Source organism: Kribbia dieselivorans NBRC 106261, assembly GCF_001552435.1.
GTDB lineage: Bacteria > Actinomycetota > Actinomycetes > Actinomycetales > Dermatophilaceae > Kribbia > Kribbia dieselivorans.
In genome coordinates this window covers 1-24,468 of record NZ_BCRE01000003.1, presented here as the reverse complement: position 1 = coordinate 24,468, position 24,468 = coordinate 1, and the positions used below count along the sequence as shown (strand labels likewise).

The following is a 24,468-nucleotide window of genomic DNA, read 5'->3' as shown; positions in this document are numbered from 1 at the left end:
CGTCGCCGACCCCACCGGGCTGCCCGGCCGCGACGAGACCCTCTACGGCGCCTACCTCGCCGGAGTCGCGTTCACCTCCGCCGGATCCGGCCTGCACCACAAGATCTGTCACGTGCTTGGGGGTCGCTACGACCTGCCGCACGCGCCGACCCACGCGATCGTCCTGCCGCATGTCCTGGCGTTCAACGCACCGGCCTGCGCCGGGCCGGTGGCGCGACTGGGCGGCGCGCTCGGTTCCGCGCAGGGCGACGCCAACGCCGCACTGGCCGATCTTCGCCGACGTCTGGACGCCCCGCGCGCCCTGCGCGATGTCGGCTTCCGCGAGGAGCAGATCCCCGACGCGGTCCAGGCCATCCTGCCCGTCGTTCCCCCGAGCAATCCCGTCCCGGTCACGACCGAGAACCTCACGACGCTCCTGCATGCGGCGTGGGAAGGAGCCGAAGCATGACCATCACCAGCCCCACCGTCTCCGACGAGCAGCGCGCCCGTGAAGCCGAACTCGTCGAACTCGTCCGTCGCTCCTTCGACGGCACCCCGAACGAGCGGCTCAAGACCCTGCTGTCGTCGCTGGCCACGCACCTGCACGCGTTCATCACCGACGTGCGCCTGACCGAACAGGAGTGGTCGGCCGCCATCGACTTCCTCACCGAGGTCGGTCACATCACCGACGACCGTCGCCAGGAGTTCATCCTCCTCTCCGACGTGCTCGGAGCGTCGATGCAGGTCATCTCGGTCAACAACGAGGCGTACGGCGACGCCACCCAGGCCACCGTCTTCGGGCCCTTCTTCGTCGAGGGCTCCCCCGAGATCGAGCAGGGCGGCGACATCGCCGGCCCGGCGGCGGGCGAACCGTGCTGGGTCGAGGGCACGGTCAAGGACGCGAACGGAGCTCCGATCGCCGGGGCGAAGATCGACGTGTGGGAGGCCGACGAAGACGGCTTCTACGACGTGCAGTATGACGACGACCGGGTCGCCGCCCGGGCGCACCTGTTCAGCGACGCCGACGGTTCGTACCGGTTCTGGGCGGTCACGCCCACGCCGTACCCGATCCCGCACGACGGGCCGGTCGGCCGGATGCTCGAGGCCACCGGGCGCTCGCCCATGCGGGCCTCGCACCTGCACTTCATGGTGACGGCGCCGGGCTGCCGCACGTTGGTGACGCACATCTTCGTCCGCGGCTGCGAGTACCTCGAGCGCGACAGCGTCTTCGGGGTCAAGGAATCACTCATCCTCGACTTCGAGGAGCAGGCCCCGGGTACGCCGACCCCCGACGGGCGCGAGGTCGACCATTGGCGCCGGGCTCGTTTCGATATCGTGCTCGCACCCGCTGCGGCGACGCAGACATCGAACGTGGAGGTGACATCGTGAGCGAGGCGGAGATTCGTTCGCTCGAGGACGCACGGTACGACGCGCTTGTCGCTCAAGACTGGGATGCGTTCGAGGCGCACTGCCACCCCGACCTGTCTTACGTGCACTCGACCGCGGTCGTCGACACGCGCGCCTCCTATCTGGAGAAGCTGCGCGGCGGCTTCTACGTCTACCACCGTGTCTCCCACCCGATCGATCGTGTCGAGGTCATCGGCAACGTGGCCCTGGTGTTCGGGCCCATGGAGGCCGACATCACCGCCGGCGGCATCGACAAGCACTTGGACAATCAGTCGCTCGCAGTGTGGCGACGGACCGACGGGCAGTGGTTGCTCTACGCGTACCAGCCGACCGTACGTCCGCGAACCTGACCGGAGCGACGTGATCGCACCTCGCCGGTGACCCGGCCGGCCGATGCTGGCCGGCCGGGCTCACCGATGGGTTGACTACGTGAAGCGAATGACGCCGCGGATGCTGCGCCCGGCGCGCATGTCGTCGTAGGCGTCGTTGATCTCGTCGAGGGTGTACGTCTTCGTGACGAGTTCGTCGAGCTTGAGGTTGCCGGCGCGGTACATCTCCAGCGACTGCGGCATGGCCTCGCGCGGCGATAGGTTCATCGCCGCCAAGTTTCGTGACCGGAGGACAGTTGGGCCTCCGCCCCCTAGGCTCGCTGGTCATGGACGCCTATGGAGACACGTTCCAGGTTGCGCCGGAGCGCGGTGCCTGCGCCTGTCCGACGCACCTGACCGAGTCGTTGCTGGCCACCAAAGTCCCGTTCTCGACGTGGTTCCTGGACGAGGAGGAGCCTGAGGACCCGGTGACCGTCGGGGACCTCATCGAGATGGAGGCCTTCGAGGTCAGGGCATTGACGCCCGACCAGCCCGAGGATCACCCGGACCTCGCTCGGGGATTCCAGTTCGAGGCATGGGCCGGCGACGAGGTGTCGTGTCATTACGACGACGACGCTCGACTGGCCTTCGATGCCGCCGTGGGCAGACAGCCGGGCATCGGCGCCGTGGACTGGGAGGACCGCGAGGTCCTCTACATCACGGCTCCGACCATGTGCGAGGAGGGCGTGATGACCGCGATGGCCGGCGCACTCCTCGACCGGCGCGTCCGTACCCGTCGCCTGTGGGGATGGCTGCGTCGCCTGTCCAGCCGCGACGACTAAGGCTTCGAGGCGCTGCCACGCGGAGTCGCCCTACCGGCACACTTCGCCCGGAACGGAGGCCGATGGGGACACGCAACTGAAACCTTTCGGGCATGAGAACGGCCCCTGACCTGGCGTTTCCGCAGGGTCAGGGGCCATTGACGTTGGTGGGCGATACTGGGTTTGAACCAGTGACCTCTTCCGTGTCAAGGAAGCGCGCTACCACTGCGCCAATCGCCCGTGAGGGGTACAACTCGAGGTGGAGACGGGATTTGAACCCGTGTACACGGCTTTGCAGGCCGTTGCCTCGCCTCTCGGCCACTCCACCATGGGGGCGGCAAACCCTCCGAGCGGATGACCGGGCTCGAACCGGCGACCTCAACCTTGGCAAGGTTGCGCTCTACCAACTGAGCTACATCCGCACGGCCCCGCCAGTTGGCATTTCGAACGCGGGGCGCGAGGAGAAACATTAACCCATCGAACGCACCATCGCCAAACCGGGGGTGACCACCACCCGAACGCCACGTGTCCGGTGGGCAAACTCAGCTCTGGGCGAGCCGCCTCTTCTCCTCCTCGACGTCGAAATCGGCGACCGGCCACTGCGGGTCCATCGCCTGCAACGTCTCGTGCAGCAGGTGCATCACCGCGAGTCGGGCGTACCACTTGTTGTCGGCCGGAACGACGTACCACGGAGCCGCAAGGGTCGAGCACTTCTCGATGGCGACCTGGTAGGCCTCCATGTACTCGTCCCACAACTCCCGCTCGTCGATGTCCCCCGGGTTGTACTTCCAGTGCTTGTCGGGGCGCTCCAGGCGCTCGGCCAACCGCCGGCCCTGCTCCTCCTTGGAGATGTGCAGCATCACCTTGACGATGACGGTGCCCTTGGCCGCGACACCGCGCTCGAAGGTGTTGATCTGCCCATAGCGACGGATCCACGTGGCGCGCGGCACCAGATTGCGGACCCGCGCGATGAGCACATCCTCGTAGTGCGACCGGTCGAAGACCCCGATGATTCCCGGGCTCGGCAGCGCCTTGCGGATGCGCCACAGGAACGGATACTTCTTCTCCTGGGCCGTGGGTGCCTTGAACGCGGTGATCTCCACCCCTTGCGGGTCGACGGCCCCGACGACGTGGCGCATGATGCCGCCCTTGCCCGAGGTGTCCATCCCCTGGACGACGAGGAGCACCGATCGCTGCCCGCCCCCACGCGACTCGGCGAACAGCCGCTCCTGAAGGTCGGCCAGATCATCGTCGAGTTCGTCGAGCTCGTCCTCACCCTCGGCCTTGTCGCCCTTGAAACCGGGAGTCGACGACGGATCGAGCTCGGTCAACTGGAACCCGTGGCCGGCCTGGAGCACCTGACGCCAGTTCGGTGCCGACAGGGTGGCCAGTCGCTCCGCCTCCACCCGCGCCTCCTCGGCCTCGACCTCACGGCGCTCCTGCTCGGCCTTCGTCGCCTCGGCGAACGACTGCTTCGCGATGTCGGCGGTCGTCAGCTTCTTCTTCTTGCCCTTCTTGTCACCCTTGGCCAACGACTCACTCCTCCCTCGTAGATGAACAATGGGTAAACGATCTCTTTGGCAGACTAACGGGTATGCGCGTTCTCCTTGCTGATTCGGGCGCACCGTGGCGCGCCGACGCCGATCTTGCCGACGACGACCTCCTCGCGCTCTACGCGCAGGAGCCCGGTATCCGCACCAACACCGTCAGCACGCTCGACGGCGCCGCAAATGGCCCCAACGGCGTCAGCGACTCGATCAACACCCCGGCGGACAACCGCGCGTTCATGGCCATGCGCGCCAACTGCGACACGATCCTCGTCGGCGCGGGAACGGTGCGCGCCGAGGAGTACGGCCCCGCGAAACCCGGCTTCGGTCGCCCGGCACCCCTGCTGGTCGTCGTCAGCGGGCGGGGGGTCGTGCCAGCGACGCTCATCCCACCGTTCGGCGACGGCGATCCGGAGCGCGGTGAGGTCGCCTTCGTCACGTGCGCCTCGGCCGGATCTGAGGCCGTCGACACCGCGCGGGCACAGCTCGGCGAGGAGCGGGTCTGGGTCTTCGGTCAGGACGAGGTCGACCTCCCGGCCGTGGCCGCCCAACTCGCGACGATCGGCGAAGGTCGGGTGCTGTGCGAAGGCGGACCGACCCTGTTCACCACCCTGCATGCGGCGGGGTTGGTCGACGAGGTCGCGCACACGATCGTTCCGCACATGATCGGCGGGAACCACCCGCGGCCACTGCAGGGACCGTCGGTCGATACCCGACTGGCGCTACGTCACCTCATCGAGGGTGACGGCTCCCTCATCGGGTTGTGGCGCGTGATCCGCTGACGAGGTTCCCCGGTGCGGCTGTCACCCACTGCGTGACCAGCGCCTCCCAGCGCTGCGGATCGACGTTCCACTCCTTGACGTGGCGGGCCGTGCGCCACGGCTCGAACCGGATGAGGTCCGGCCGGGCCGCGGCCAGGCGCTGCGACGCCGACGACGGCACGAACTCGTCATCGAGCGAGTGGATGAGCAGAATCGGGTGACGCAGGTCACCGGCCCGGTCGGGCCAGTCGGTCGAGGCCACGTCCAACGGTTCATGCACGCCCACGAGTCGGCGTGCCCGGCGCTCCCCCATGAGTGAGGCCGCCATGGACGCGAGCGCCGGTGGCGCCTTGGCCAGTCGCGCGTGGTGGCGCATGACCTCCGACCACGACACGACCGGAGAATCGAGCACGACCCGGCTGATCAACGGGGCCAGCACACTGCGATCCAACAGTTGCAACACGATCGCGCCGCCCATCGACCAGCCGAACAGGATGATGTCGATGGCACCGTGCGCAGCGGCGTACTGCACTGCCGCCTCGACGTCACGCCACTCCGACAGGCCCAGGGCGTAGCGCCCATCGACCGCGGCCGGAGCATCGACATCGTTGCGGTAGGCCGGCACGAGGCACGTCACCCCGAGCCGGTGCGCCACCTGCACGCCGCGCAGCGTCTCGGCGCGCTGGGCTCCGCGCCCATGGACGAAGACGGCCCAGGTACCGGGCCTGGCCGCCGGTGCGTCGGGGGAGGCGGCGCCGGGCACCAGCCACGCCGGCATCGGCCCGAGTTCGGAGTCGAGTTCGATGTGGTCGGTGGGCAGACCCAGCGAGACCTCGGGCGGGCCGAAGAACCAGTACTGGTCCCAGCGCGCGGGACCGGGCCGCAGTTCACCCTCGTCCACGGCAACCAGACGCCGCCGAACCGTGCCCGGTGGCTGGTCCCGCTCGACGATGTCGGCGATGCGGGCATGCCCGTCGTTCGGTAGCGATAGGCCGTACTGCCCCGGCACGACCGCATCCGGAGTCGCCTCGAGGAGCACGGTGTCGTCGGTGACCTCGAGGATCGTCTGGTCCTCGACCTTCTCGTAGACGGGCGTCAACAGCACGCGGGCGAGGTGCCGCCCGGCACCCACCCAGACCAGGCCGGCGGCTGCGGCGCCGAGGGCCACCGCACCACCGGCGGCGGTGCGGGTCGCGGATCCTCGTGAACTCACGTTCTCCATCGAACCACGAGTTGCCGTTGGCGCAACGCCGACCGACCGGGCCCCCACAATGGTCGACATGGACCTGCCCATCACCCTGCCCGTGACCCCCATGCTGGCCAAGGCAGCCAAGGCCGTGCCCGATCAGGGCTCCGTCGAGGGCGGCTGGTCGTACGAGCCGAAGTGGGACGGGTTCCGCTGCATCATCCTCAAGGACGGTGACGAGGTCGAACTGTCCAGCCGGGGCGAGAAGCCGTTGACCCGCTACTTCCCCGAGGTCGTCGAGGCGTGCCGGGAACACCTGCCGCCGCGGTGCGCCATCGACGGCGAACTCGTCGTGCGCGGCGGCGAGCCCGGAGCGCAGCGGCTGTACTGGGAGGCGCTCTCGGCCCGGATCCACCCGGCGGCCTCGCGGGTGGCGAAACTGTCGGTCGAGACTCCGGCGGAGTTCATCGGGTTCGACCAGTTGGCCCTGGGCGACACCTCGTTCATCGACGCTCCGTTCGCCGAACGTCGCGCGGCCCTCGTCGACACCCTTGGACCCCTCGCCCACTCAGCGCCGTTGCACCTGACCCGCACGACCGACGACCCCGACGTCGCGCGCGACTGGTTCGAGCGCTTCGAGGGGGCCGGCCTGGACGGGATCGTGGCCAAGCAGCTTGCCCTGCCCTACTCCCCCGGCAAGCGGGTGTTGATCAAGGTCAAGCACTCCCGCACGGCCGAGGCGGTGCTGATCGGGTATCGGATCCACAAGTCCGGCAACGGGGTCGGATCGCTGCTGCTCGGGCTGCACGCCGACGACGGCACGCTCTACCCAGTCGGCGGGATCTCGGCGTTCACGAACGCGCGGCGCCTCGAACTCATCGACGAACTCGAACCGCTCGTGCAGCGCGACGCGGCCGGTGAGGCCATCACGGGCGCCACCGACCGATCGCGTTTCCAGTCCAACAAGGACGTCTCGTTCGTCGCGCTGCGCCCCGAACGGGTCGTCGAGGTCGCCTTCGACCAGCTCGAGGGCCGTCGCTTCCGGCACGCGGTCACGTTCCTGCGCTGGCGACCGGACCGCGATCCGGCGTCGTGCACGCTTGACCAGGTCGACCGCGCTCCGTCGTACGACCTCGGCGAGGTGCTGGCGGGCTGATCGGTATCTGCTTCACGGCTCGATGCGGTTGCCCTGCTCGTCCCAGTGCTCGGCGACCTTCTTGCTCGGCTGCACCCGCGGCGGCTCGCCGGGCATCTTCGGGTAGTCGGGCGGGAAGTTGAGTTCGCCGCCGGGCAGGGTCTCCCAGAGGTCGAGCAGCGGCTGCAGCGGGTAGGCGGTGTCGTTCATCCCGGCCCACGGATCGCCGTGACCCAGGTGATCGCGGACCGTCACCAGATTGAACTCGCGCGGGTCGGTGACGTCGGCCAACTGCGCCCATGTCATCGGGGTGCTCACGGGCGCGCCGGGCCGGGCCCGCAGGCTCCACGCACTGGCGATGGTGCGGTCGCGGTTGTTCTGGTTGTAGTCGATGAAGATGCGCTCGCCGCGCTCCTCCTTCCACCAGTTCGTCGTGACCCCGCCGTCACGGCGCTCCAGTTCGCGCCCCAGCCCGATGGCCGCGTGCCGGACGTCCTCGAACGTGTGGGTCGCCGCGATCCGCACGTAGATGTGGATGCCGCGGTTGCCGCTCGTCTTGGGATATCCGCGCAGCCCCAGTTCCTCGAGCAGTTCCCGGGTCACGGCGGCGACCCGCTGGGCGTCGGCGAAGGTCGTCCCGGGTTGGGGGTCGAGGTCGAGGCGCAGCTCGTCGGGGTGGTCGACGTCGGAGCGTCGTACCGGCCACGGGTGGAACGTCAACGTGCCCATCTGCGCGGCCCACACCAGCGACGCCGCTTCGGTCGGGCACAGTTCATCGGCCTTCCGCCCCGACGGAAACGTGATGTGGGCCGTCTCGATCCAGTCCGGCGCGCCCCTCGGCAGCCGCTTCTGATAAAAGCCATCGGCGTCCTTGTCGCGCGGCCCGACGGCCAGGCGCATGCCCTCGCGCCACCCGTCGGGCCACCGCTCCATCGCGCTCGGTCGCTCACCGATGGTGCGCATGAACGCCTCGCCGACGTCGGCGACGTACTGGCAGACCTCGAGTTTGGTGATGGCCGGAGTGCGGTCGGTCGCCTCGTAGATGACGCGGTCGGGGCTGGAGACGCGCACCTCGCGCCCGGAGGCGACGACGGTGGCGGCGGGGGCTTTGGCCATGGACCCCACGCTAGAGGGGTTTGCGTTCGCGAGGGCGAAGGCACAGAGTTGAATCATGATGGAGTCCACCGGGCGGGAGTATCCCGTCACCAAGACCGACGAACAGTGGCGCACCGAGTTGACGGCCGACGAGTACCAGGTGCTGCGTCAGGCCGGCACGGAGCGCCCCTTCACGGGTGAGTACACGGACACGACGACCGCGGGCGTGTACTCGTGCCGGGCGTGCGGAGCGGAGTTGTTCACCTCGGAGACGAAGTTCGAGAGCCACTGTGGCTGGCCCTCGTTCTACACGCCGCTGGCCGGTGACACCGTCGAGTACATCGAGGACCGGTCCATCCCCGGCCGGCCACGCATCGAGGTGCGCTGCGCGAACTGCGGCAGCCACCTCGGGCACGTCTTCGAGGGTGAGGGGTACGACACACCCACCGATCAGCGGTACTGCATCAACTCGATCTCGGTGCGTTTGCAGCCGGCCCAAGGCTGACTCTCGGGCGGAGGCGTACGGTCGAAGGATGACCACGTCGGCCGAGCCTCGCGCAGCCACGCCACGCGCGTGGTGGCAGCGACTCACCCCCGGGCTGACGGTGCTGCGCCACTACGAACGCCCGTGGCTGCGCGGAGACGTGCTCGCGGGCATCACCGTCTCGGCCTACCTCATCCCGCAGGTCATGGCCTACGCCGAGGTGGCCCGGCTCCCGGCCGTGACCGGCCTCTGGGCCTGCCTGCCGGCGCTGGTCGTCTACGCCTTCCTGGGTTCCTCCCGCCAACTGTCGGTGGGGCCGGAATCGACCACGGCCCTGATGACCGCGGCCGGCGTCGGCGCGCTGGTCGCCGCCGCCGGGGTGGAGCGTCGAGCCGAGGTCGCCGCACTCCTGGCGATCGCCGTCGGCGTGCTCTGCCTGATCGGGTGGATCGCGCGCCTCGGGTTCCTGGCCGAGCTGCTCTCCAAGCCGGTGTTGACCGGGTACATGGCCGGCGTCGCCGTGCTCATGATCGTCGGGCAGCTCGGCAAGGTCACCGGCATCCCGATCCAAGGCAGCAACGTGCGCGAGGAGGTCTGGTTCGCACTGACCCACCTCCACCAGGTCCACTGGCCGACGCTCCTGCTGTCGACCTCGGTCTTCGTCGTCCTCCTGATCTTCGCGCGGTGGGCCACGCACTGGCCGGGGCCGTTGCTGGCGATGCTCGCGTCGGCGGCCGTCGTGCGCGTCACCGGGCTTGCCGAGCACGGCGTCTCGGTCGTCGGTCAGGTGCCGCAGGGCCTACCCCCGGCAGCCGTGCCGCACCTGGGCGACATCCACCTCCTCGCCCTCCTCCCGGCCGCAATCGGCGTCGCCGCCGTGGCGTACAGCGACAACGTCCTCACCGGGCGGGCCTTCGCCCTCAAACGCGGCGAGCAGGTCGACGCGAACCAGGAGTTCCTGGCCCTGGGCGCCGCCAACGTCGGCGCCGGCCTCGTCTCGGGGTTCCCCGTCAGTTCCAGCGGCAGTCGGACCGTGCTGGCCGAAACGATGGGCGCCCGGTCCCAACTCCACTCCCTCGTGTCCGCCGGAATCCTCGTCGCCACGCTGCTGTGGCTCGGCCCCCTCCTGGCGTCCTTCCCCACGGCGGCGCTCGGCGGTGTCGTCGTCTACGCCGCGTTGCGCCTCATCGAGGTGTCCGAACTCAAGCGCATCGCCCGGTTCCGGCGCAGCGAGTTCGTCATCGCCGTGTCGACGACGATCGCGGTGCTCGCCCTGGGCGTGCTGCCCGGCATCGGGGTGGCCATTGTCCTGTCCGTCGTCGACCTGATCCGACGCATCGCCCACCCCCACGACGGTGTCCTCGGTTACGTTACCCACATCGCCGGCATGCACGACATCGACGACTACCCCCATGCCGTCCAGGTGCCTGGCCTGGTCGTCTATCGCTACGACTCTCCGCTCTTCTTCGCCAACGCAGCCGACTTCGTCTCGCGCGCGTTGGCCGTCGTCGACGAGGCCGAGCAGCGGGGGCCGGTCGAGTGGTTCCTCCTCAACGCCGAGGCCAACACCGAGGTCGACCTGACCGCCGTCGACGCCCTGGACACGCTGCGCTCCGCCCTCGCCGACCGTGGCGTCACATTCGCCATGGCCCGCGTCAAGCAGGACATGCTCGAGTTCCTCGAGGCCACCGGCTTGGCGGAGCGGATCGGCTCGGACCGAATCTTCCCGACACTGCCCACCGCCGTCGCGACCTACGCCCAGTGGTACGAGGCAAAGCACGGAGCGCCGATCCCCGGCTTGGCCATCCACCTTCCGCCGGTGCCGGAACAACCGCACCCCCCGGACGAGGACTGATCCCACGCGAGAAGGGGCGCGCCACCGCAGTGGCACGCCCCTTCAGAAGGGTCGTCGCGAGGTGACCCGTCGTCACCAGACGCGGCGGGTGCTCCCACCGATCGGGATGAAGTTGAGGATCAGGCCCACGACGATGAGCACGAGGCCGATGGTGACGAGCATGCTGAGGCTGTTCACCAGCAGGCCGAGGATGAGGAGAATGACGCCGAGACCAACCATGGTGGATTCCTTTCGTTGCACGGGAGCGTTCTCACGCTACGAGAACGGTTGCCATGGTGGGGACGACAACACCCGCGTAACACGTTGCATCTCGGTCACGATGTGTGAACGACATCACACTCCGAGGCTTGATGCGGGCGACGCGGAGCTCAGCGCTGCCGGGCGATGAGGTCGGCGATCTCGACCTTGGGCCCGGTGAAGAACGGGATCTCCTCGCGCACGTGCAGCCGGGCCCGGGAGGCGCGCAGTTCACGCATGAGGTCGACGATGCGGTGCAGCTCGTCGGCCTCGAACGCGAGGATCCACTCGTAGTCGTTCAGCGCGAAGGAGGCGATCGTGTTGGCGCGCACGTCGGGGTACTCACGAGCCATCTGGCCGTGCTCGACGAGCATGTCGCGGCGCTCCTTCTCGTCCATGACGTACCAGTCGTAGGAGCGCACGAACGGGTACACGCAGACGTAGTTCCGCGCGACCTCGTCGGCCATGAACGCCGGGATGTGGCTCTTGTTGAACTCCGCCGGGCGGTGCAGCGCCGCCGAGGACCACACCGGCTCCAGGTGCGCGCCAAACTCGGTCTGCAGGAAGCGGTGGTAGGCCGCCTGGAGTTCCTCGATCGTCTCGGCGTGCCACCAGATCATGAAGTCGGCATCGCCGCGCAGGCCGGCGAGGTCGTAGACGCCCCGGATGACCAGGTCGCCCTCGGTCACCTCGGCGAAGAGGGCCTCCACCTCGGAGACCAGCGCGTCACGTTCCTGACCCAGCGGCGAGGTCACGGCGAACACGGACCACATGGCGTAGCGGATGGACTCATTGATCTCCCGCATGCGGGCGGGACTGGGCTTCTCGGTCATGACCCCATTGTGGTCGACGTCAGTGTGCGGCCAGCAGCCGGGCTGCGGCGGGGCCGGCACCGGCGACGACCGCGGCGATGCCGACGCCGTCGTACGCCGCTCCGACGAGTTCAAGATCGGGCACCTGCGCGACGTCGGCCCGCACCCGCTCGATCCGGGCAACGTGACCGACGTTGTACTGCGGCAGTCCCCCGCCCCAGCGTTGCACGTGCCGGTCGAGCGGCGTGGGCAGGTCACGCCCGAGCGCCTCACCCAGTTCGCGCAGGGCGATGTCGACGAGGTCGAGGTCGGGGCGCTGCAGGTCGGCGGACTCGCCCGCGCGCCCGATCGACGCGCGCACCCACACGCGCTCCGGGTCGGCCGCATCGACCCACCCCCACTTGCCCGACGAGAACGTGCTCGCCTTGATCGTGCGGCCGTCGACCGCCGGGACGAGGAAGCCCGAGCCGGGCAGATCCCCGATCTCGGCGCGGTCGAAGACCAGGGTGATGATCGCCATGGAGGCCAGCGGGATCTCGGCGAGGGCGGCGGAGGCCTGCGGGGCGATGTCGGCCAACAGGCGGGCGGTCGGCGGCGGGGGCGTCGCGATGACGACGGCGTCGGCGGTGATGACCTCGGGAGCCGTGGTCGGGCCGACCACGATCTCCCAGGTACCCGCGGGGGTGCGACGCAGTTCACGCACGATCGTCGACGTGCGCACGTCATGGCCGCGGGCCTCGAGGTCGGCCGCGACCGCCTCGGGCAATTGCGCAATGCCGCCGGCGAGGCCGAAGAAGAACGGTGCCGGAGCGTCGTTCGGCCGGGTGGTCGACGCCGGTGGCGCGGGCATCTCCCGCACGGCCGCCACGAATCCGCGCCCCTGCGTGGCCGCCTGCCACATCAACGGCATGCTCGCCTGCAGCGACAATTCGTCGACCTGACCGGCGTAGACCCCACCGAGCAACGGCTCGACGAGACGGTCGACGAGGCCGCGGCCGAGCTGGGCTCCCAGGCCTGCGGCGACCGAGACGTCGTCGGTCAGTGGGACCGGGTGGGCGTCGACGTCGATCTGCGCCAGCTCGTCGGGCGTGAGGATGCCGGCGACGGCCTCGCGAGTCGCCGGGACGCCCATCATCGTGCCCTTCGGCATGGCCACGAGCACCCCGCGCGACCAGATCGACGACGACGTCGACGTCGGGTGGGTGATGCGGTCGGACAGTCCGACCGCCTCGACGAGGGCCTTCGTCTCGGTGGAGCGGTTGAGCACCGACTCGGCGCCGACGTCGACGAAGGAGCCGCCGATGAGCTCGCGGCGGAGCTTGCCGCCGACGCGATCGGCGGCGTCGACCACGGTGACCTGTGCGGGGTCCGGGGCGGTGGCCAGGGCGTGCCCGGCGGTCAGCCCGCCGATGCCGCCACCGATGACGACGACGCGGCGCGCCATCAGCGGGCGGTCAGTTCGTGGACGAGCGCGGTGACCCGGGTCAGCATGTCCGGGTCGGTGGTGGGCAGGACGCCGTGGCCGAGGTTGAAGATGTGGCCCGGGGCGGCGCTGGCCTCGTCGAGGATCTCGCGCACGCGGGTCTCGACGGCGTTCCACGGGGCGAAGAGGATGGCCGGGTCGAGGTTGCCCTGGATGGCCCAGCGCCCGTCGAGACGCGCCAACGCATCGGTCAGGCCAACGCGGTAGTCGACCCCGACGACGTCGGCGCCGGCCTCCCCCATGGAGCGCAGCAGCTCGCCCGTGCCGACCCCGAAGTGGATCTTCGGCACGTCCAGGCCGTCGAGCGCAGCGAGGGTGGCGCGGGAGTGCGGCTGGACGTACGCCTCGTAGTCGCGTCGCGGCAGGGCGCCGACCCAGGAATCGAAGAGTTGCACCGCGCTGGCGCCGGCTTCGACCTGCACGCGCAGGAACGCGCCGGAGATGACGGCCAACCGGGCCAGCAGGTCGTGCCACAGCTGCGGATCGCCGTACATCAGGGCCTTGGTGTGCTCGTGGTTGCGGCTCGGCCCGCCCTCGATGAGGTACGAGGCGAGCGTGAACGGCGCTCCGGCGAAGCCGATGAGGGGGGTGGGGCCGAGTTCGCGCACGAGGATCCGCACGGACTCGGTGATGTCCTCGACCATGTCGGGGGTCAGCGGAGGCAGTCGATCGAGGTCGGCCTGCGAGCGCACCGGTGCCGCGACGACGGGGCCGACCCCGGCCACGATGTCGAGATCGATGCCGACGGCGGCGAGCGGGACGACGATGTCGGAGAAGAAGATCGCCGCGTCGACGCCGTGGCGACGCACCGGCTGGAGGGTGATCTCGGCGACGAGTTCGGGCGTGCGACAGGCCTGCAGCATCTCGGTGCCCTCCCGTGCCTTCCGGTACTCCGGCAGTGACCGGCCCGCCTGACGCATGAACCACACCGGGGTGTGCGGCACGTCGAGCCCTCGGGCGGCCCGCACGAGGGCACTGTCGGCAGGGGTCTGGGCGGCGGGAACGGTCGATGAGGTCACCGCCCGATGATCCCAGATCGGCTCGCGCGGCTCCGGACCGGCCACGAGTAGCACGACCACCGGCGTGGCACCCACCACAGTCTGGGTGAAATTCCCTACGCTGGTGGTTGTGTCGAGTCGTTCCCTGACCGGGGTGCAGCCTGCCGAATTCGAGGAGGCGCTGCGCCAACTTGCTGCTGCGCGGCTGCGTTCCGAGATCACGCTCAGCGAAGTGCCCGCCCCCTCGCGGATTGCGCCGTGGTCGGTGGCGTTCACGGCCGAGGTCGCCTCCGGGGACGACGACGAGTTGGCCAACGGCCGATTCGTCCTGCTGCATGACCCCTCGGTCCCCGAGTCCTGGGGCGGGGCGTGGCGCTGTGTGACCTATGCCCGCGCCGAGATGGAACCGGAGTTGGCCTCCGACCCGATGCTGGGGACCGTCGGCTGGTCCTGGCTGGAGGAATCCCTCGCCCGGCACGAGGTCGACCACGTCGCCGAGGCCGGCACCGTGACGCGCGTCGTCTCGGAGTCTTACGGCGCGTTGGCCGATCGACCGCCGAGTATCGACCTCGAGATCCGCGCGTCGTGGACGGCCCCCGGACCGCAGGTGCGCGCGCACCTCGAGGCCTGGGCCGACCTGCTGTGCACCATCGGTGGACTGCCGCCCCTTCCCGAGGGCGTCGTCGCCCTGCCCGCCCGGCGTCGTTGAGGCCTGCATGGCACGACGCTCCGAGACCGTGAGGTCCACCTCGACCCCCGGCCCCTCCGACGCTTCCCCCGCGACGGAGGAGTCGCTCGAGGCGTTCCCGGCCGACCCGCCTCCCAAACCGCAGTTGCCCGTGCTGTCCGAGCCGGCTGATGGGGTCCCGCCGGTGCTCACCGACGAGCGCCAACTCGCCGAGTGTGTGGCGGCCGTGGCCGCTGGGTTCGGCCCGATCTCGCTCGACGCCGAGCGGGCCTCCGGTTACCGCTACGGGCAGCGCGCCTACCTCGTCCAACTTCGGCGCGAGGGGGCCGGGACCTTCCTCATCGACCCGATTGCACTGCCCGACCTCACGCCCCTGAACGAGGCCATCGGGCACGCGGAGTGGCTGCTGCACGCCGCGACCCAGGACATTCCCTGCCTGGCGGAAGTCGGTCTGCGGCCGAAGCAGTTGTTCGACACCGAGCTGGCCGGTCGACTGCTGGGCCTGCCCCGCGTCGGGTTGGCGGCCGTCGTCGAGCACTACCTCGGGGTGACCCTGGCCAAGGAGCACTCGGCGGTCGACTGGTCGACGCGCCCGCTGCCCGAGCCGTGGTTGCGTTACGCGGCGCTCGACGTCGAGGTCCTCGTCGAGTTGCGCAATCTCATGGGTATCGACCTGGCCCGGGCGGGGAAGTCCGAGTGGGCGCGCGAGGAGTTCGATGCCCTGCTCGACTGGATGCCCACGCCGAAGACCGAACCGTGGCGGCGCACCTCCGGGTTGCACCGGTTCAAGAACAAGCGCGACGTGGCCCGGGTACGCGAGCTCTGGTACGCCCGCGAGGACATCGCCAAGGAGAAGGACGTCTCCCCCGGTCGGATCATGCCCGATCAGGCGATCGTCGAGATCGCGGCGGCCGATCCGCGCTCCGCGGCCGATCTGCCCTCGGGCCACCGGGCCATCCACAAGCACGCCGGTGTCTGGCTCAAGGCCGTCGCGATCGCTCGGGACCTGCCCGACGACCAGCTGCCTGCCGTGTCGGTGCGCCACGACGGCCCGCCGCAGCAGCGGTCGTGGGCCGACAAGGACCCGGTGGCGGCCGCTCGTCTGATGCAGACCCGCGAGCGTATGGCCGCGTTCTGCGAGGAGCATTCGCTGCCGATCGAGAACCTGTGCTCGCCGGATCCGCTGCGCCGCGTCGTGTGGACTCCGCCGGCCGAGCAGACCGAGGAGGGGTTCACCCTGGCCCTGCGTCGGCACGGCGTGCGGCCGTGGCAGGCCGGGATCGTCGCTCCGATGCTCGTCGAGGCCTTCTCCGCCATCCCGCGGTGACCCTCTCACCCGCAGGTGAAAGACGACGACACGCCGCTGCAATTTTCGGATTAACTCACATGTGAGTTATCGTCGTCGCCATGACTGATGACTACCTCGTTCGCATCGGCGGCCTCATCCGTGACGCCCGCCGCCACAAGGGCATGTCTCAGAGTGAGCTGGCTGAGATGCTGCACACCAGCCAGGGAGCCGTGACCCGCATCGAGTCCGGCAAGCAGAACCTCTCCTTGGAGATGCTGGCCCGCATCGGCGCCGCGCTCGACAGCGAGTTCGTGGCCCTCGGCGCCTCCGGCCCGGTCAACCTGCGCGTCGAGGGCGGCAAGAAGCTCTCCGGCGAGATCGAGGTCAAGACCTCGAAGAACGCCGCCGTCGCGCTGCTGTGTGCCTCCCTGCTCAACAAGGGCCGCACCACCCTGCGCAACCTCGCGCGCATCGAGGAGGTCAACCGGATCCTCGAGGTGCTCAACTCCATCGGGGTCAAGACCCGCTGGCTGCCCGGCACCTCCGACCTCGAGATCATCCCGCCGGAGCGTCTCGACCTGGCCTCCATGGACGTCGAGGCGGCCCGTCGCACCCGCACGGTCATCATGTTCCTCGGCCCCCTGCTGCACGAGGTCGACCACTTCCAGCTCCCCTACGCCGGGGGCTGCGACCTCGGCACCCGCACGGTCGAACCCCACCTGAACTCACTGCGCTCCTTCGGGCTGGACGTGGAGGCCACGCACGGTTTCTACGAGGCCACCGTGTCGCCGGAGGGCAGCCACCCCGACCGGTCCATCGTGCTGACGGAGCGCGGTGACACCGTCACCGAGAACGTGCTCATGGCCGCGGCCCGCTATCCCGGCCGGACGACGCTCCGGAACGCGTCGAGCAACTACATGGTCCAGGACCTGTGCTTCTTCCTGCAGAAGCTCGGTGTCGAGATCGAGGGTGTCGGGTCGACGACCTTGCACATCCGCGGCCTGACAACCATCGACCAGGACGTCGAGTTCTACCCCAGTGAGGACCCGATCGAGGCGATGTCGCTCATCGCGGCGGCCGTCGTCACCGAGTCGAGCATCACCATCAAGCGCTCCCCCATCGAGTTCCTCGAGATCGAGCTGGCGACGCTGGAGAACATGGGGATGAAGTACAACATCTCCGCCGAGTACCTCTCCCGCAACGGACACACGCGACTGGTCGACATCACGACGATCCCGAGCACGCTGCATGCCCCGGCCGACAAGATCCACCCGTTGCCGTTCCCGGGCCTGAACATCGACAATCTGCCGTTCTTCGCCCTCATCGCCGCGTGCGCCGAGGGGACGACGATGATCCACGACTGGGTCTACGAGAACCGCGCGATCTACCTGACCGAACTGACCAAGGTCGGCGCCAAGGTGCAGCTGCTCGACCCGCACCGGGTGCTCATGACCGGCCCGACCAAGTGGCGTGCCGCCGAGGTCGTCTGCCCGCCGGCGCTGCGCCCGGGTGTGGTCGTGCTGCTGGCGATGCTCGCCGCTCCGGGCACGTCGATCCTGCGCAACGTCTACGTCATCAACCGCGGCTACGAGGACCTGGCCAACCGGCTCAATGCGCTCGGCGCGACCGTGGAGACGTTCCGCGACATCTGATCGCTCAACTCCTCCACCCGGTTCGAGGTGTGGGCGGGCCTTGGAAGGCCCGCTCGCACCTCGAACCGTTTGTGGGGTGGGGTGCCGAGCAGATCAGCGCAGCTTGGGCAGCAGATCGCCGGCGATGCCCTCGGGCGTCAGACCGGTCGCTGCGAGCACCTGACCGCGGGAGGCGTGGTCGAGGAACTCCTTGGGCAGCCCGTAGGCGTGCACCGGCGTGGCCACACCGGCCCGCTCGAGCGCGTAGGTGATCTGCGAACCGATACCGCCGGCCACGACGTTGTCCTCGACGACGACGACGTGCGTGACCCGGCGGGCCAGGTCGATCAGGTCGCCGGAGACGGGCAGCACCCAGCGCGGGTCGACGGTCACCACCGAGTGCCCCTCGGCCTCGAGCTTCTCGGCCAGTGCCAGGGCGGTGGGGGCCATGGCGCCGATCGACACGAGGAGCACCTCCGCCGGCGCACCGGCCGCGGTCTGCGCGGGGGTCGCCGTCGCCGGGCGCAGGACGTCGAGGTCGCCGATGGTGCCCTGGGCCACGATCGGGTCGCCCACGCTGCCCTTGGGGAAGCGCAGCACGGTCGGAGCGTCGTCGACCGCCACGGCCTCACGCAAGGCCCGGCGGATCTGCGCTCCGTCACGTGGCGCGGCCAACCGCAGGCCCGGGACGAGCCCGGCCAGGGACATGTCCCACATGCCGTGGTGGCTCGCGCCGTCGGGGCCGGTGATGCCCGCCCGGTCGAGCACGAACGTGACTCCGGCGCGGTGCAGGGCACAGTCCATGAGCATCTGGTCGAACGCGCGGTTGAGGAACGTCGCGTAGATCGCCACCACCGGGTGCAGACCCGCGTGCGCCAGACCAGCGGCCATCGTCACGCCGTGCTGTTCGGCGATCCCCACGTCGAAGGTGCGCTCGGGGTAGGCCTCGCTGAACGGGCGCAGGCCGACGGGCATCATCATCGCCGCCGTGATCGCGACGAGGTCGGGGCGCTGCGCGCCGAGCTCGACCATCTCGTCGCTGAACTCGTCGGTCCAGGAGCGGCCGGCGATCTCAAGCGGCAGCCCGGTCTCGGGGTTGATCTTGCCGACGGCATGGAATTGGTCGGCGTGATCGTTGCGGGCCGGGTCGTAACCGCGACCCTTCTGCGTGATGCAGTGGACCAGGCAGGGACCGCCGAACTCCTGAGCGCGGCGCAGCGCCTGCTCGACCGCGGCCTCGTCGTGCCCGTCGACCGGGCCGACGTACTTGATGCCGAGGTCCTCGAACATGCCTTGGGGTGCGAGGAAGTCCTTGGCACCCTTCTTGAGCGAGTGGACGGCCTGGTAGACGGTGCGCCCGACCTTCGGGGTGCGGTTGAGCGCCTCCTTGCCCAGGGCGAGCACCTGCTCGTACTCGCGTCGCGTGCGCAGGGCGGCCAGGTGGTCGGCGAGCCCGCCGATCGTCGGGGCGTAGGAGCGTTCGTTGTCGTTGACGACGATGACGACGGGCAGGTCCTTGAACTGGGCGATGTTGTTGAGCGCCTCCCAGGCCATGCCGCCGGTCAGGGCGCCGTCGCCGATGACGGCCACGACATGATGGTCCTCACCGCGGAGGTGGTAGCCGTGGGCGATCCCCTCAGCCCATGACAGCGAGGTGGAGGCGTGGCTGTTCTCGACGACGTCATGCTCGGACTCGGCCCGGCTGGGATAGCCCGACAGGCCACCCTTGACGCGCAGCCCGGAGAAGTCCTGACGCCCGGTGAGCAGCTTGTGCACGTACGACTGGTGGCCGGTGTCGAAGACAATGGTGTCGTTGGGCGAGTCGAAGACCCGGTGCAGCGCGATGGTCAACTCGACGACACCGAGGTTGGGGCCGAGGTGACCGCCCGAGCGCGAGACCTCGTGGACGAGGAAGTCACGAATCTCCTGTGCCAACAGCGGAATCGCCTCGGTGGGCAACTGCTTGAGGTCCTGCGGACCGGAGATGCTCGAGAGCAGGGTCACGTTCGGGTGGCCTTTCAACGACGGATCGCAGCATTCTACGGCGCGTGACCGACAGCGCGCCGGAAGCGGTCATCACAGTCGGGGCACGTGCCGATGACCCTCGAGCGCGTCGAGCAGCAGGCCAGCGGCGCGATGGGCGGCCACCAGTCGCATCCCCTCGACCTCGAGCGCGGTCAGCACGGCCGCCAACGTGCCTTCGGGCACCTGGTCGCGCAGGTCGACCCGGGCGTACCGGTAGGCCTCGCGCATCGCGTCGAGTTGGGCCTCGAGGTGGCGGTGGGCCACCCAGGCCAGCGCCACGGGGTGTCGCCGCCAGACCGTCTGGGTGCGGTAGTCGGCCGGGCATTGATCGAACAGCCACGCCACCGCCTTGTCCTGCCATCCGGGAGCATCCGGCGGCGGCACCCGCGGGGGCCACCCGGGTGGGCCGACCACGGATTGCCCGCGGGAACGACGCTCCTGAGTCTCGTACACACGTTCGATTCTACGACCATGCCACCGACAACCCACAACCCGCTGACGCACGTCCCGTTTGACAAGGAAGGTTCACCTAAGTGAGGTTAGGCGTGCCTTATCTAGATTTCAGGCCTGTCCTGCTTGACCCATGACCCGAATGGAGTCCTTCGTCGTGCGCCGCTTCCCCGCAATGACCGCCGTCCTCGCCCTCGCCATGGTCCCGCTTGCCGCCTGTGGCAGCAGCGACTCCTCCACGCAGGGCCCGACCGTGTCGATCACGCATGCCCAGGGCACCACCGATGTCCCACAGGACCCGGCCGCGGTCGTCGTGCTCGATTTCGGCGTGCTCGACACGATCAACACACTTGGTCTGGGCGAACGGGTTGTCGGCGTGCCCAGTGAGGGTCGGCCCCGGTTCCTCGACGCCTTCTCCACGGTCGAGGGCGTCGGCACGATGCAGGAGCCCGACGTCGAGAAGATCGCCGAGATCGACCCCGACCTCATCGTCATCGGCCCGCGCACGGCCGAACGGTACGCCGACCTCAGCAAACTGGCCCCGACCCTGGATCTGTCCGTCGACAGCACCGAGTTCATCGACGCCAATGCCGAGCAGGCCACGTCGATCGGCACGGTCTTCGGCAAGGAGAGCCAGGTCACGGCCGAACTCGCCCAGATCGACGCCGCCGTCACCCGGGGCACGGCCGCCGCCGGAAAGTCTGGCGACGCGATGGTCCTGCTCACCAGCGGTGGCAAGGTCTCGGCCTACGGACCGGGGTCGCGTTTCGCCATCATCCACGACGTGCTCGGCGTCGAGCCGACCGTCAGAGGTCTCAAGCAGGACCGCCACGGCCAGGCCGTCAGCTTCGAGTTCATCGCCAAGAACAACCCGTCACGGATGTTCGTCATCGACCGCGACGCGGCCATCGGCGAGGATGGGGCAGCCGCCAAGGAGTTCTTGGACAACGCGCTGGTCGGCCGCACCACCGCCTGGAAGAAGGGCGACGTCACCTATCTCGACGGCCAGCGCTGGTACGTCGCCGGCACCGGTCTCGACAACGTCGAGGCCATGGTGAACGAGGTCGTCAAGGGCCTGGCGTGAGCGTGAGCGCCCCGGCGCGGACCCCGGCCACGACGGGTCGGGCGCCGCGGCGGGCGTGGCTGATCGTGGCGATCGTCGGTCTCGTTCTGCTGACCGCGGCGTCGGTGATGGTCGGAGTCGCCGATCAGGACTGGCAGATCCTGACGACCAGTCGACTCCCCCGCACCGCCGCGGTCATGCTGGCCGGAGCGTCGTTGGCCGTCGCCGGGTTGATCATGCAGCTGCTCACCCGCAACCCGTTCGTGGAGCCGGCCACGGCGGGGACCATGGAGTTCGCCGGGCTCGGACTGGTCTTGGTCATGCTCACCCTTCCCGGTGCCCCGATCTGGCTGCGCATGCTCGCCGGCACGGCTGCGGCGCTGGCCGGCAGCGCGGTGTTCCTGCGACTGATCTCGCGTCTGTCCCGCGGTGACATCCTCGGAGTGCCGCTCGTCGGGCTGGTTCTCGGCGGGGTCGTGGGTGCCGCGAGCACGTTTCTGGCTTACCGCAACGATCTCGTCCAGTCGCTCAACGCCTGGTTGACGGGCGACTTCTCGGCCGTGATCTCGGGGCGCTACGAGCTGCTGTGGCTCTCCGGGGTGGCCACCGTCGTCGCGGTGGTCGTGGCCGATCGTTTCACCATCGCCTCGTTGGGCCACGAGGTCGCCACCAACCTCGGGCTGGACCACCGCCGGGCCATGGCCCTGGGCATGACGATCGTCTCGGTCATCTCGGCGAGCACGGTCGTGACCGTGGGCATGCTGCCGTTCATCGGTCTGGTGGTGCCCAACCTCGTCACGCGCATCGTCGGTGGCCATGCCCGTCGGGCGCTGCCCTGGGTCCTCGTCCTGGGAGCCGGAGCGACGCTCCTGTGCGACCTGGTGGCGCGGACCCTGCGCTACCCGTACGAACTGCCGATCGGCCTGGTGGTCGGGGTCGCCGGCGGGCTGGTCTTCCTCGTGATGCTGCTGAGGGGGTTCGATCGTGCGCACTGAGCTCGCCGTGGTGCCGACGGCCCGAACAAGCTCGGCGAACCGCGCTCCGGAGCGCCGTGGCGTGCGCGGTCGCACCACGCTGACCATTCTCGGGGCGTTGACCGCCGCCGTCGTCGCGGTCTTCCTGTTCACCGACCTGACGGGCAATACGGCGTTCATCCTCGAGCGGCGCCTGACGACGGTCGCGACGATGGTCGTCGTCGCCACCGCGATCGCCATCTGCACGGTGCTGTTCCACGCCATCACGGGCAACCAGATCCTCACGCCGTCGGTCATGGGTTTCGACTCGCTGTTCGTGCTGCTGCAGACGGTGGCCGCGATCACGATCGGGGTTCGGTGGATGACCGCCACCGGCCCGGTGCTGGGATTCGCGATCGAGACCGCGGTGATGCTCGTGGTGACGCTGCCCGCGGCCCGATGGCTTCTGCTCGGCGGTCGTCGGAGCATCGAGGTCGTCGTGCTCATCGGCGTGGTCGCCGGCGGGCTGTTCCGATCCGTGGGCATGTTCCTCCAGCGGATCATGGACCCCACCCAGTTCATCGTGCTCCAGGACCGCTTCTTCGCCCGCTTCACCGGCACCGAACCCGCCCTCATCGCCACCGGCGCGGTGGTCGTGGCGCTGGGCGTCGTCTGGGTCGTGCGTCACCACGCGGCCCTGGACGTCATGGCCCTGGGCGTTCCGGTGGCGACGACGCTGGGGGTGGATCACCGGAGACTGTCCACCGCGGCACTGACCGTCGTCATCGTGTTGGTGTCCACCTCCACCGCCCTGGTTGGACCCACGACGTTCCTCGGGCTGCTCGTGGCCCACCTCGCCTACCGCGCGGCCGGCACCCACCGGCACGCGGTCACCGTGCCCGCCGCCACGCTGGTCGCGGTGATCACTCTGGTCGGCGGTCAACTCGTGCTGGAGCGAGTGCTCGGGTTCTCCGGCAGCCTGTCGATCGTCGTCGAGTTCGCCGGTGGCCTCGTCTTCCTGCTTCTGTTCCTGCGTCGAGGTGCCCGATGATCTCCGTTCAACACGTCACCACGTCCTACGGCCGCACGGTCGTTGTCGACGATGTCTCCCTGACCATCGCCGACGGGGGCGTCACGGCGCTCGTCGGCCCGAACGGTGCCGGCAAGTCGACGCTGCTCAAGGTCATCGCCCGACTACTGCAAGCCGACGCCGGGGTGGTGACCGTCGCCGACCTCGACGTCGCCCGCACCGCGCCGGAGGTGCTGGCCCGGCGGCTGGCCGTCCTGGCCCAGGACACGCAGGTCCCGGTGCGCCTGACGGTGCGTGATCTGGTGACCTTCGGCCGGTTTCCGCACACCCGGGGTCGCCCCACGGCCGAGGACCACGCGTTGGTCGAGGAGGCGATGGCACACCTCGACATCACCGATCTCGCCGACCGTTACCTCGACGAGATCTCCGGCGGTCAGCGCCAGCGCGCCTTCATTGCCATGGTCTTCGCCCAGGACACCGACCATCTGCTGCTCGACGAGCCGCTGAACAACCTCGACATGCGTCACGGAGCCCAGCTCATGCAGATCGTGCGCGACGCCGCCGACCGACGCGGAACGTCGATCGTCCTCGTCGTCCACGACATCAACGCCGCGTCGGTGTTCGCCGACCACATCATCGCGCTCAAGGATGGCCGGGTCGTCACCCAGGGCCCACCGCAGGAGGTCATGGTCGAGGACGTGTTGGAGTCGGTGTTCGATGTGCCCGTACGGGTGGTCGAGGTCGACGGTTACCGACACGCGATTCACCTCAGCGGGCGGCTGGCCCGCCCTCGAACCGGGTGAGCACGAGGTCGAGGCGCGCGTGGAAGACCGCGGCCCAGTGGGTGTCGAAGTCGTCGCCGTCCTCGTCCATGAAGAGGTGCCCCTCGCCCGGGTAGACGTAGTGGGCCGCATCTCCCCCGGCTGCGGCGACCGCCTGCACGAGGCGCTCGGGCCCGCCCGCCTCGATGAACGGATCTCCGAGCATGTGATGGATCTCGACGCTGTTCGGCAGCGGCCAGGTGCGGCCCTCCTCAAGGCCGCCGGCGCCGACCATGACGCCGGCGGCGACTTCGGTGCGTGACATCAGCAACGACTTGACGTGCGCGGCGCCGAGCGAGAACCCGACCAGTACGGGTGCCGAGGCGGCGAAGTCCTCGAGCGCCACGGCGATCCGGCGCTTCTGCTCGCGCCAGCCGATCACGTCTCCGTGGGCCATGCCGGCCTCGGCGG

Annotated in this window: 26 protein-coding genes and 3 tRNA genes; 15 read left to right on the top strand and 14 right to left on the bottom strand. The window is 69.4% G+C overall.

The genetic code is table 11. From position 1 onward, the window contains the following. From KD1_RS00395 to KD1_RS00385, 3 genes are all read left to right on the top strand, one after another. On the top strand, positions 1-448 hold a 448-nt coding region (locus KD1_RS00395; protein WP_157073086.1), incomplete at its 5' end, for a dehydroquinate synthase/iron-containing alcohol dehydrogenase family protein. Beyond that, positions 445-1,368, top strand: a complete 924-nt coding sequence (locus tag KD1_RS00390) for a hydroxyquinol 1,2-dioxygenase (protein ID WP_068395856.1) — start codon at positions 445-447, stop codon at positions 1,366-1,368. The genes KD1_RS00395 and KD1_RS00390, both read left to right, overlap by 4 nt. Further along, positions 1,365-1,736 carry a nuclear transport factor 2 family protein gene (locus KD1_RS00385; RefSeq protein WP_217995756.1) on the top strand — a complete coding sequence of 124 codons (372 nt, stop codon included), beginning with the start codon at positions 1,365-1,367 and terminating at the stop codon, positions 1,734-1,736. The genes KD1_RS00390 and KD1_RS00385 overlap by 4 nt, the downstream gene beginning before the upstream one ends. A 75-nt stretch (positions 1,737-1,811) precedes the next feature. Here KD1_RS00385 and KD1_RS16390 read toward each other — a convergent pair whose 3' ends face one another. After that, the gene (locus KD1_RS16390) at positions 1,812-1,982 is read right to left on the bottom strand and encodes a hypothetical protein (RefSeq protein WP_217995755.1); all 171 of its coding nucleotides are present in this window, start codon (positions 1,980-1,982) and stop codon (positions 1,812-1,814) included. A gap of 59 nt (positions 1,983-2,041) precedes the next feature. On the opposite strand from KD1_RS16390, the gene KD1_RS00380 reads away from it, so the two are divergent. Next, positions 2,042-2,536, top strand: a complete 495-nt coding sequence (locus tag KD1_RS00380) for a hypothetical protein (protein ID WP_068395853.1) — start codon at positions 2,042-2,044, stop codon at positions 2,534-2,536. A gap of 144 nt (positions 2,537-2,680) precedes the next feature. Here KD1_RS00380 and KD1_RS00375 read toward each other — a convergent pair. From KD1_RS00375 to KD1_RS00360, 4 genes are all read right to left on the bottom strand, one after another. Further along, positions 2,681-2,755: transfer RNA gene (locus KD1_RS00375), tRNA-Val, on the bottom strand. A 17-nt stretch (positions 2,756-2,772) separates the two neighbouring features. Then, positions 2,773-2,843 (bottom strand) — tRNA-Cys (locus KD1_RS00370). 21 nt (positions 2,844-2,864) lie between these two features. Further along, positions 2,865-2,937: transfer RNA gene (locus KD1_RS00365), tRNA-Gly, on the bottom strand. 120 nt (positions 2,938-3,057) lie between these two features. Beyond that, the gene (locus KD1_RS00360) at positions 3,058-4,047 is read right to left on the bottom strand and encodes a PPK2 family polyphosphate kinase (RefSeq protein WP_083541853.1); all 990 of its coding nucleotides are present in this window, start codon (positions 4,045-4,047) and stop codon (positions 3,058-3,060) included. A gap of 62 nt (positions 4,048-4,109) precedes the next feature. Here KD1_RS00360 and KD1_RS00355 point away from each other — a divergent pair, with 62 nt between their 5' ends. Further along, a complete protein-coding gene (locus KD1_RS00355) occupies positions 4,110-4,844 on the top strand; it encodes a dihydrofolate reductase family protein (protein ID WP_068395850.1) in 735 nt (244 codons plus the stop codon). Here the strand turns inward: KD1_RS00355 and KD1_RS00350 are convergent. Further along, complete coding sequence (locus KD1_RS00350; RefSeq protein WP_068395847.1) at positions 4,816-6,045, bottom strand: alpha/beta hydrolase family protein; 1,230 nt, start codon at positions 6,043-6,045, stop codon at positions 4,816-4,818. The two genes, KD1_RS00355 and KD1_RS00350, sit on opposite strands and share 29 nt — an antisense overlap. A 58-nt stretch (positions 6,046-6,103) precedes the next feature. Here KD1_RS00350 and KD1_RS00345 point away from each other — a divergent pair, with 58 nt between their 5' ends. After that, entirely contained in the window at positions 6,104-7,165 is a 1,062-nt protein-coding gene (locus KD1_RS00345; protein WP_068395875.1) for an ATP-dependent DNA ligase, read from the top strand. A gap of 12 nt (positions 7,166-7,177) precedes the next feature. On the opposite strand, the gene KD1_RS00340 is transcribed toward KD1_RS00345, so the two are convergent. Continuing rightward, the gene (locus KD1_RS00340; protein WP_068395845.1) at positions 7,178-8,260 is read right to left on the bottom strand and encodes a DNA polymerase domain-containing protein; all 1,083 of its coding nucleotides are present in this window, start codon (positions 8,258-8,260) and stop codon (positions 7,178-7,180) included. A gap of 55 nt (positions 8,261-8,315) precedes the next feature. Here KD1_RS00340 and msrB point away from each other — a divergent pair, with 55 nt between their 5' ends. Continuing rightward, the gene (msrB, locus tag KD1_RS00335; RefSeq protein WP_083541852.1) at positions 8,316-8,744 is read left to right on the top strand and encodes a peptide-methionine (R)-S-oxide reductase MsrB; all 429 of its coding nucleotides are present in this window, start codon (positions 8,316-8,318) and stop codon (positions 8,742-8,744) included. 28 nt (positions 8,745-8,772) lie between these two features. After that, a complete protein-coding gene (locus KD1_RS00330) occupies positions 8,773-10,578 on the top strand; it encodes a SulP family inorganic anion transporter (RefSeq protein WP_068395839.1) in 1,806 nt (601 codons plus the stop codon). A 72-nt stretch (positions 10,579-10,650) separates the two neighbouring features. Here the strand turns inward: KD1_RS00330 and KD1_RS16705 are convergent, their stop codons facing one another. The 4 genes from KD1_RS16705 to hemE form a co-directional block, all read right to left on the bottom strand. Next, the gene (locus KD1_RS16705) at positions 10,651-10,797 is read right to left on the bottom strand and encodes a hypothetical protein (protein WP_169795306.1); all 147 of its coding nucleotides are present in this window, start codon (positions 10,795-10,797) and stop codon (positions 10,651-10,653) included. A gap of 149 nt (positions 10,798-10,946) precedes the next feature. Then, entirely contained in the window at positions 10,947-11,648 is a 702-nt protein-coding gene (hemQ, locus tag KD1_RS00325) for a hydrogen peroxide-dependent heme synthase (RefSeq protein ID WP_068395872.1), read from the bottom strand. A 19-nt stretch (positions 11,649-11,667) separates the two neighbouring features. Then, positions 11,668-13,071, bottom strand: coding sequence for a protoporphyrinogen oxidase (gene hemG / locus KD1_RS00320; protein ID WP_068395836.1), 1,404 nt, complete (start codon positions 13,069-13,071; stop codon positions 11,668-11,670). After that, the gene (hemE, locus tag KD1_RS00315) at positions 13,071-14,129 is read right to left on the bottom strand and encodes a uroporphyrinogen decarboxylase (protein ID WP_157073087.1); all 1,059 of its coding nucleotides are present in this window, start codon (positions 14,127-14,129) and stop codon (positions 13,071-13,073) included. The genes hemG and hemE overlap by 1 nt, the downstream gene beginning before the upstream one ends. A 109-nt stretch (positions 14,130-14,238) precedes the next feature. On the opposite strand from hemE, the gene KD1_RS00310 reads away from it, so the two are divergent. The 3 genes from KD1_RS00310 (at position 14,239) to KD1_RS00300 (ending at position 17,736) form a co-directional block, all read left to right on the top strand. Further along, on the top strand, positions 14,239-14,817 hold the full coding sequence (locus KD1_RS00310) for a DUF3000 domain-containing protein (protein ID WP_068395833.1): 579 nt from the start codon (positions 14,239-14,241) through the stop codon (positions 14,815-14,817). A gap of 7 nt (positions 14,818-14,824) precedes the next feature. Next, positions 14,825-16,123, top strand: a complete 1,299-nt coding sequence (locus KD1_RS00305) for an HRDC domain-containing protein (RefSeq protein WP_068395831.1) — start codon at positions 14,825-14,827, stop codon at positions 16,121-16,123. Between the two features lie 80 nt (positions 16,124-16,203). Further along, entirely contained in the window at positions 16,204-17,736 is a 1,533-nt protein-coding gene (locus KD1_RS00300; protein WP_068395829.1) for a helix-turn-helix domain-containing protein, read from the top strand. Positions 17,737-17,829: 93 nt separating this feature from the next. Here the strand turns inward: KD1_RS00300 and dxs are convergent, their stop codons facing one another. Together dxs and KD1_RS00290 are read right to left on the bottom strand one after the other, a co-directional pair. After that, positions 17,830-19,719 (bottom strand): 1-deoxy-D-xylulose-5-phosphate synthase, encoded by a 1,890-nt coding sequence (dxs, locus tag KD1_RS00295; protein WP_068395827.1) that lies wholly within the window; start codon positions 19,717-19,719, stop codon positions 17,830-17,832. A 72-nt stretch (positions 19,720-19,791) separates the two neighbouring features. Further along, positions 19,792-20,193 carry a hypothetical protein gene (locus tag KD1_RS00290; RefSeq protein ID WP_245627214.1) on the bottom strand — a complete coding sequence of 134 codons (402 nt, stop codon included), beginning with the start codon at positions 20,191-20,193 and terminating at the stop codon, positions 19,792-19,794. A gap of 130 nt (positions 20,194-20,323) precedes the next feature. Here KD1_RS00290 and KD1_RS00285 point away from each other — a divergent pair, with 130 nt between their 5' ends. Genes KD1_RS00285 through KD1_RS00270 form a run of 4 tightly spaced genes read left to right on the top strand, consistent with a single transcriptional unit; the run spans position 20,324 to position 24,039 of the window. Beyond that, complete coding sequence (locus KD1_RS00285) at positions 20,324-21,274, top strand: siderophore ABC transporter substrate-binding protein (RefSeq protein WP_083541850.1); 951 nt, start codon at positions 20,324-20,326, stop codon at positions 21,272-21,274. Next, positions 21,271-22,248, top strand: a complete 978-nt coding sequence (locus KD1_RS00280) for an ABC transporter permease (RefSeq protein ID WP_083541848.1) — start codon at positions 21,271-21,273, stop codon at positions 22,246-22,248. Before KD1_RS00285 ends, KD1_RS00280 begins: the two co-directional genes overlap by 4 nt. Next, positions 22,238-23,257 carry an iron chelate uptake ABC transporter family permease subunit gene (locus KD1_RS00275; RefSeq protein WP_217995754.1) on the top strand — a complete coding sequence of 340 codons (1,020 nt, stop codon included), beginning with the start codon at positions 22,238-22,240 and terminating at the stop codon, positions 23,255-23,257. The genes KD1_RS00280 and KD1_RS00275 overlap by 11 nt, the downstream gene beginning before the upstream one ends. Continuing rightward, entirely contained in the window at positions 23,254-24,039 is a 786-nt protein-coding gene (locus KD1_RS00270) for an iron ABC transporter ATP-binding protein (RefSeq protein WP_068395822.1), read from the top strand. Before KD1_RS00275 ends, KD1_RS00270 begins: the two co-directional genes overlap by 4 nt. Here KD1_RS00270 and KD1_RS16700 read toward each other — a convergent pair. Continuing rightward, a partial coding sequence (locus KD1_RS16700) for a dienelactone hydrolase family protein (RefSeq protein WP_068395819.1) occupies positions 24,005-24,468 on the bottom strand: 464 nt, incomplete at its 5' end. The two genes, KD1_RS00270 and KD1_RS16700, sit on opposite strands and share 35 nt — an antisense overlap.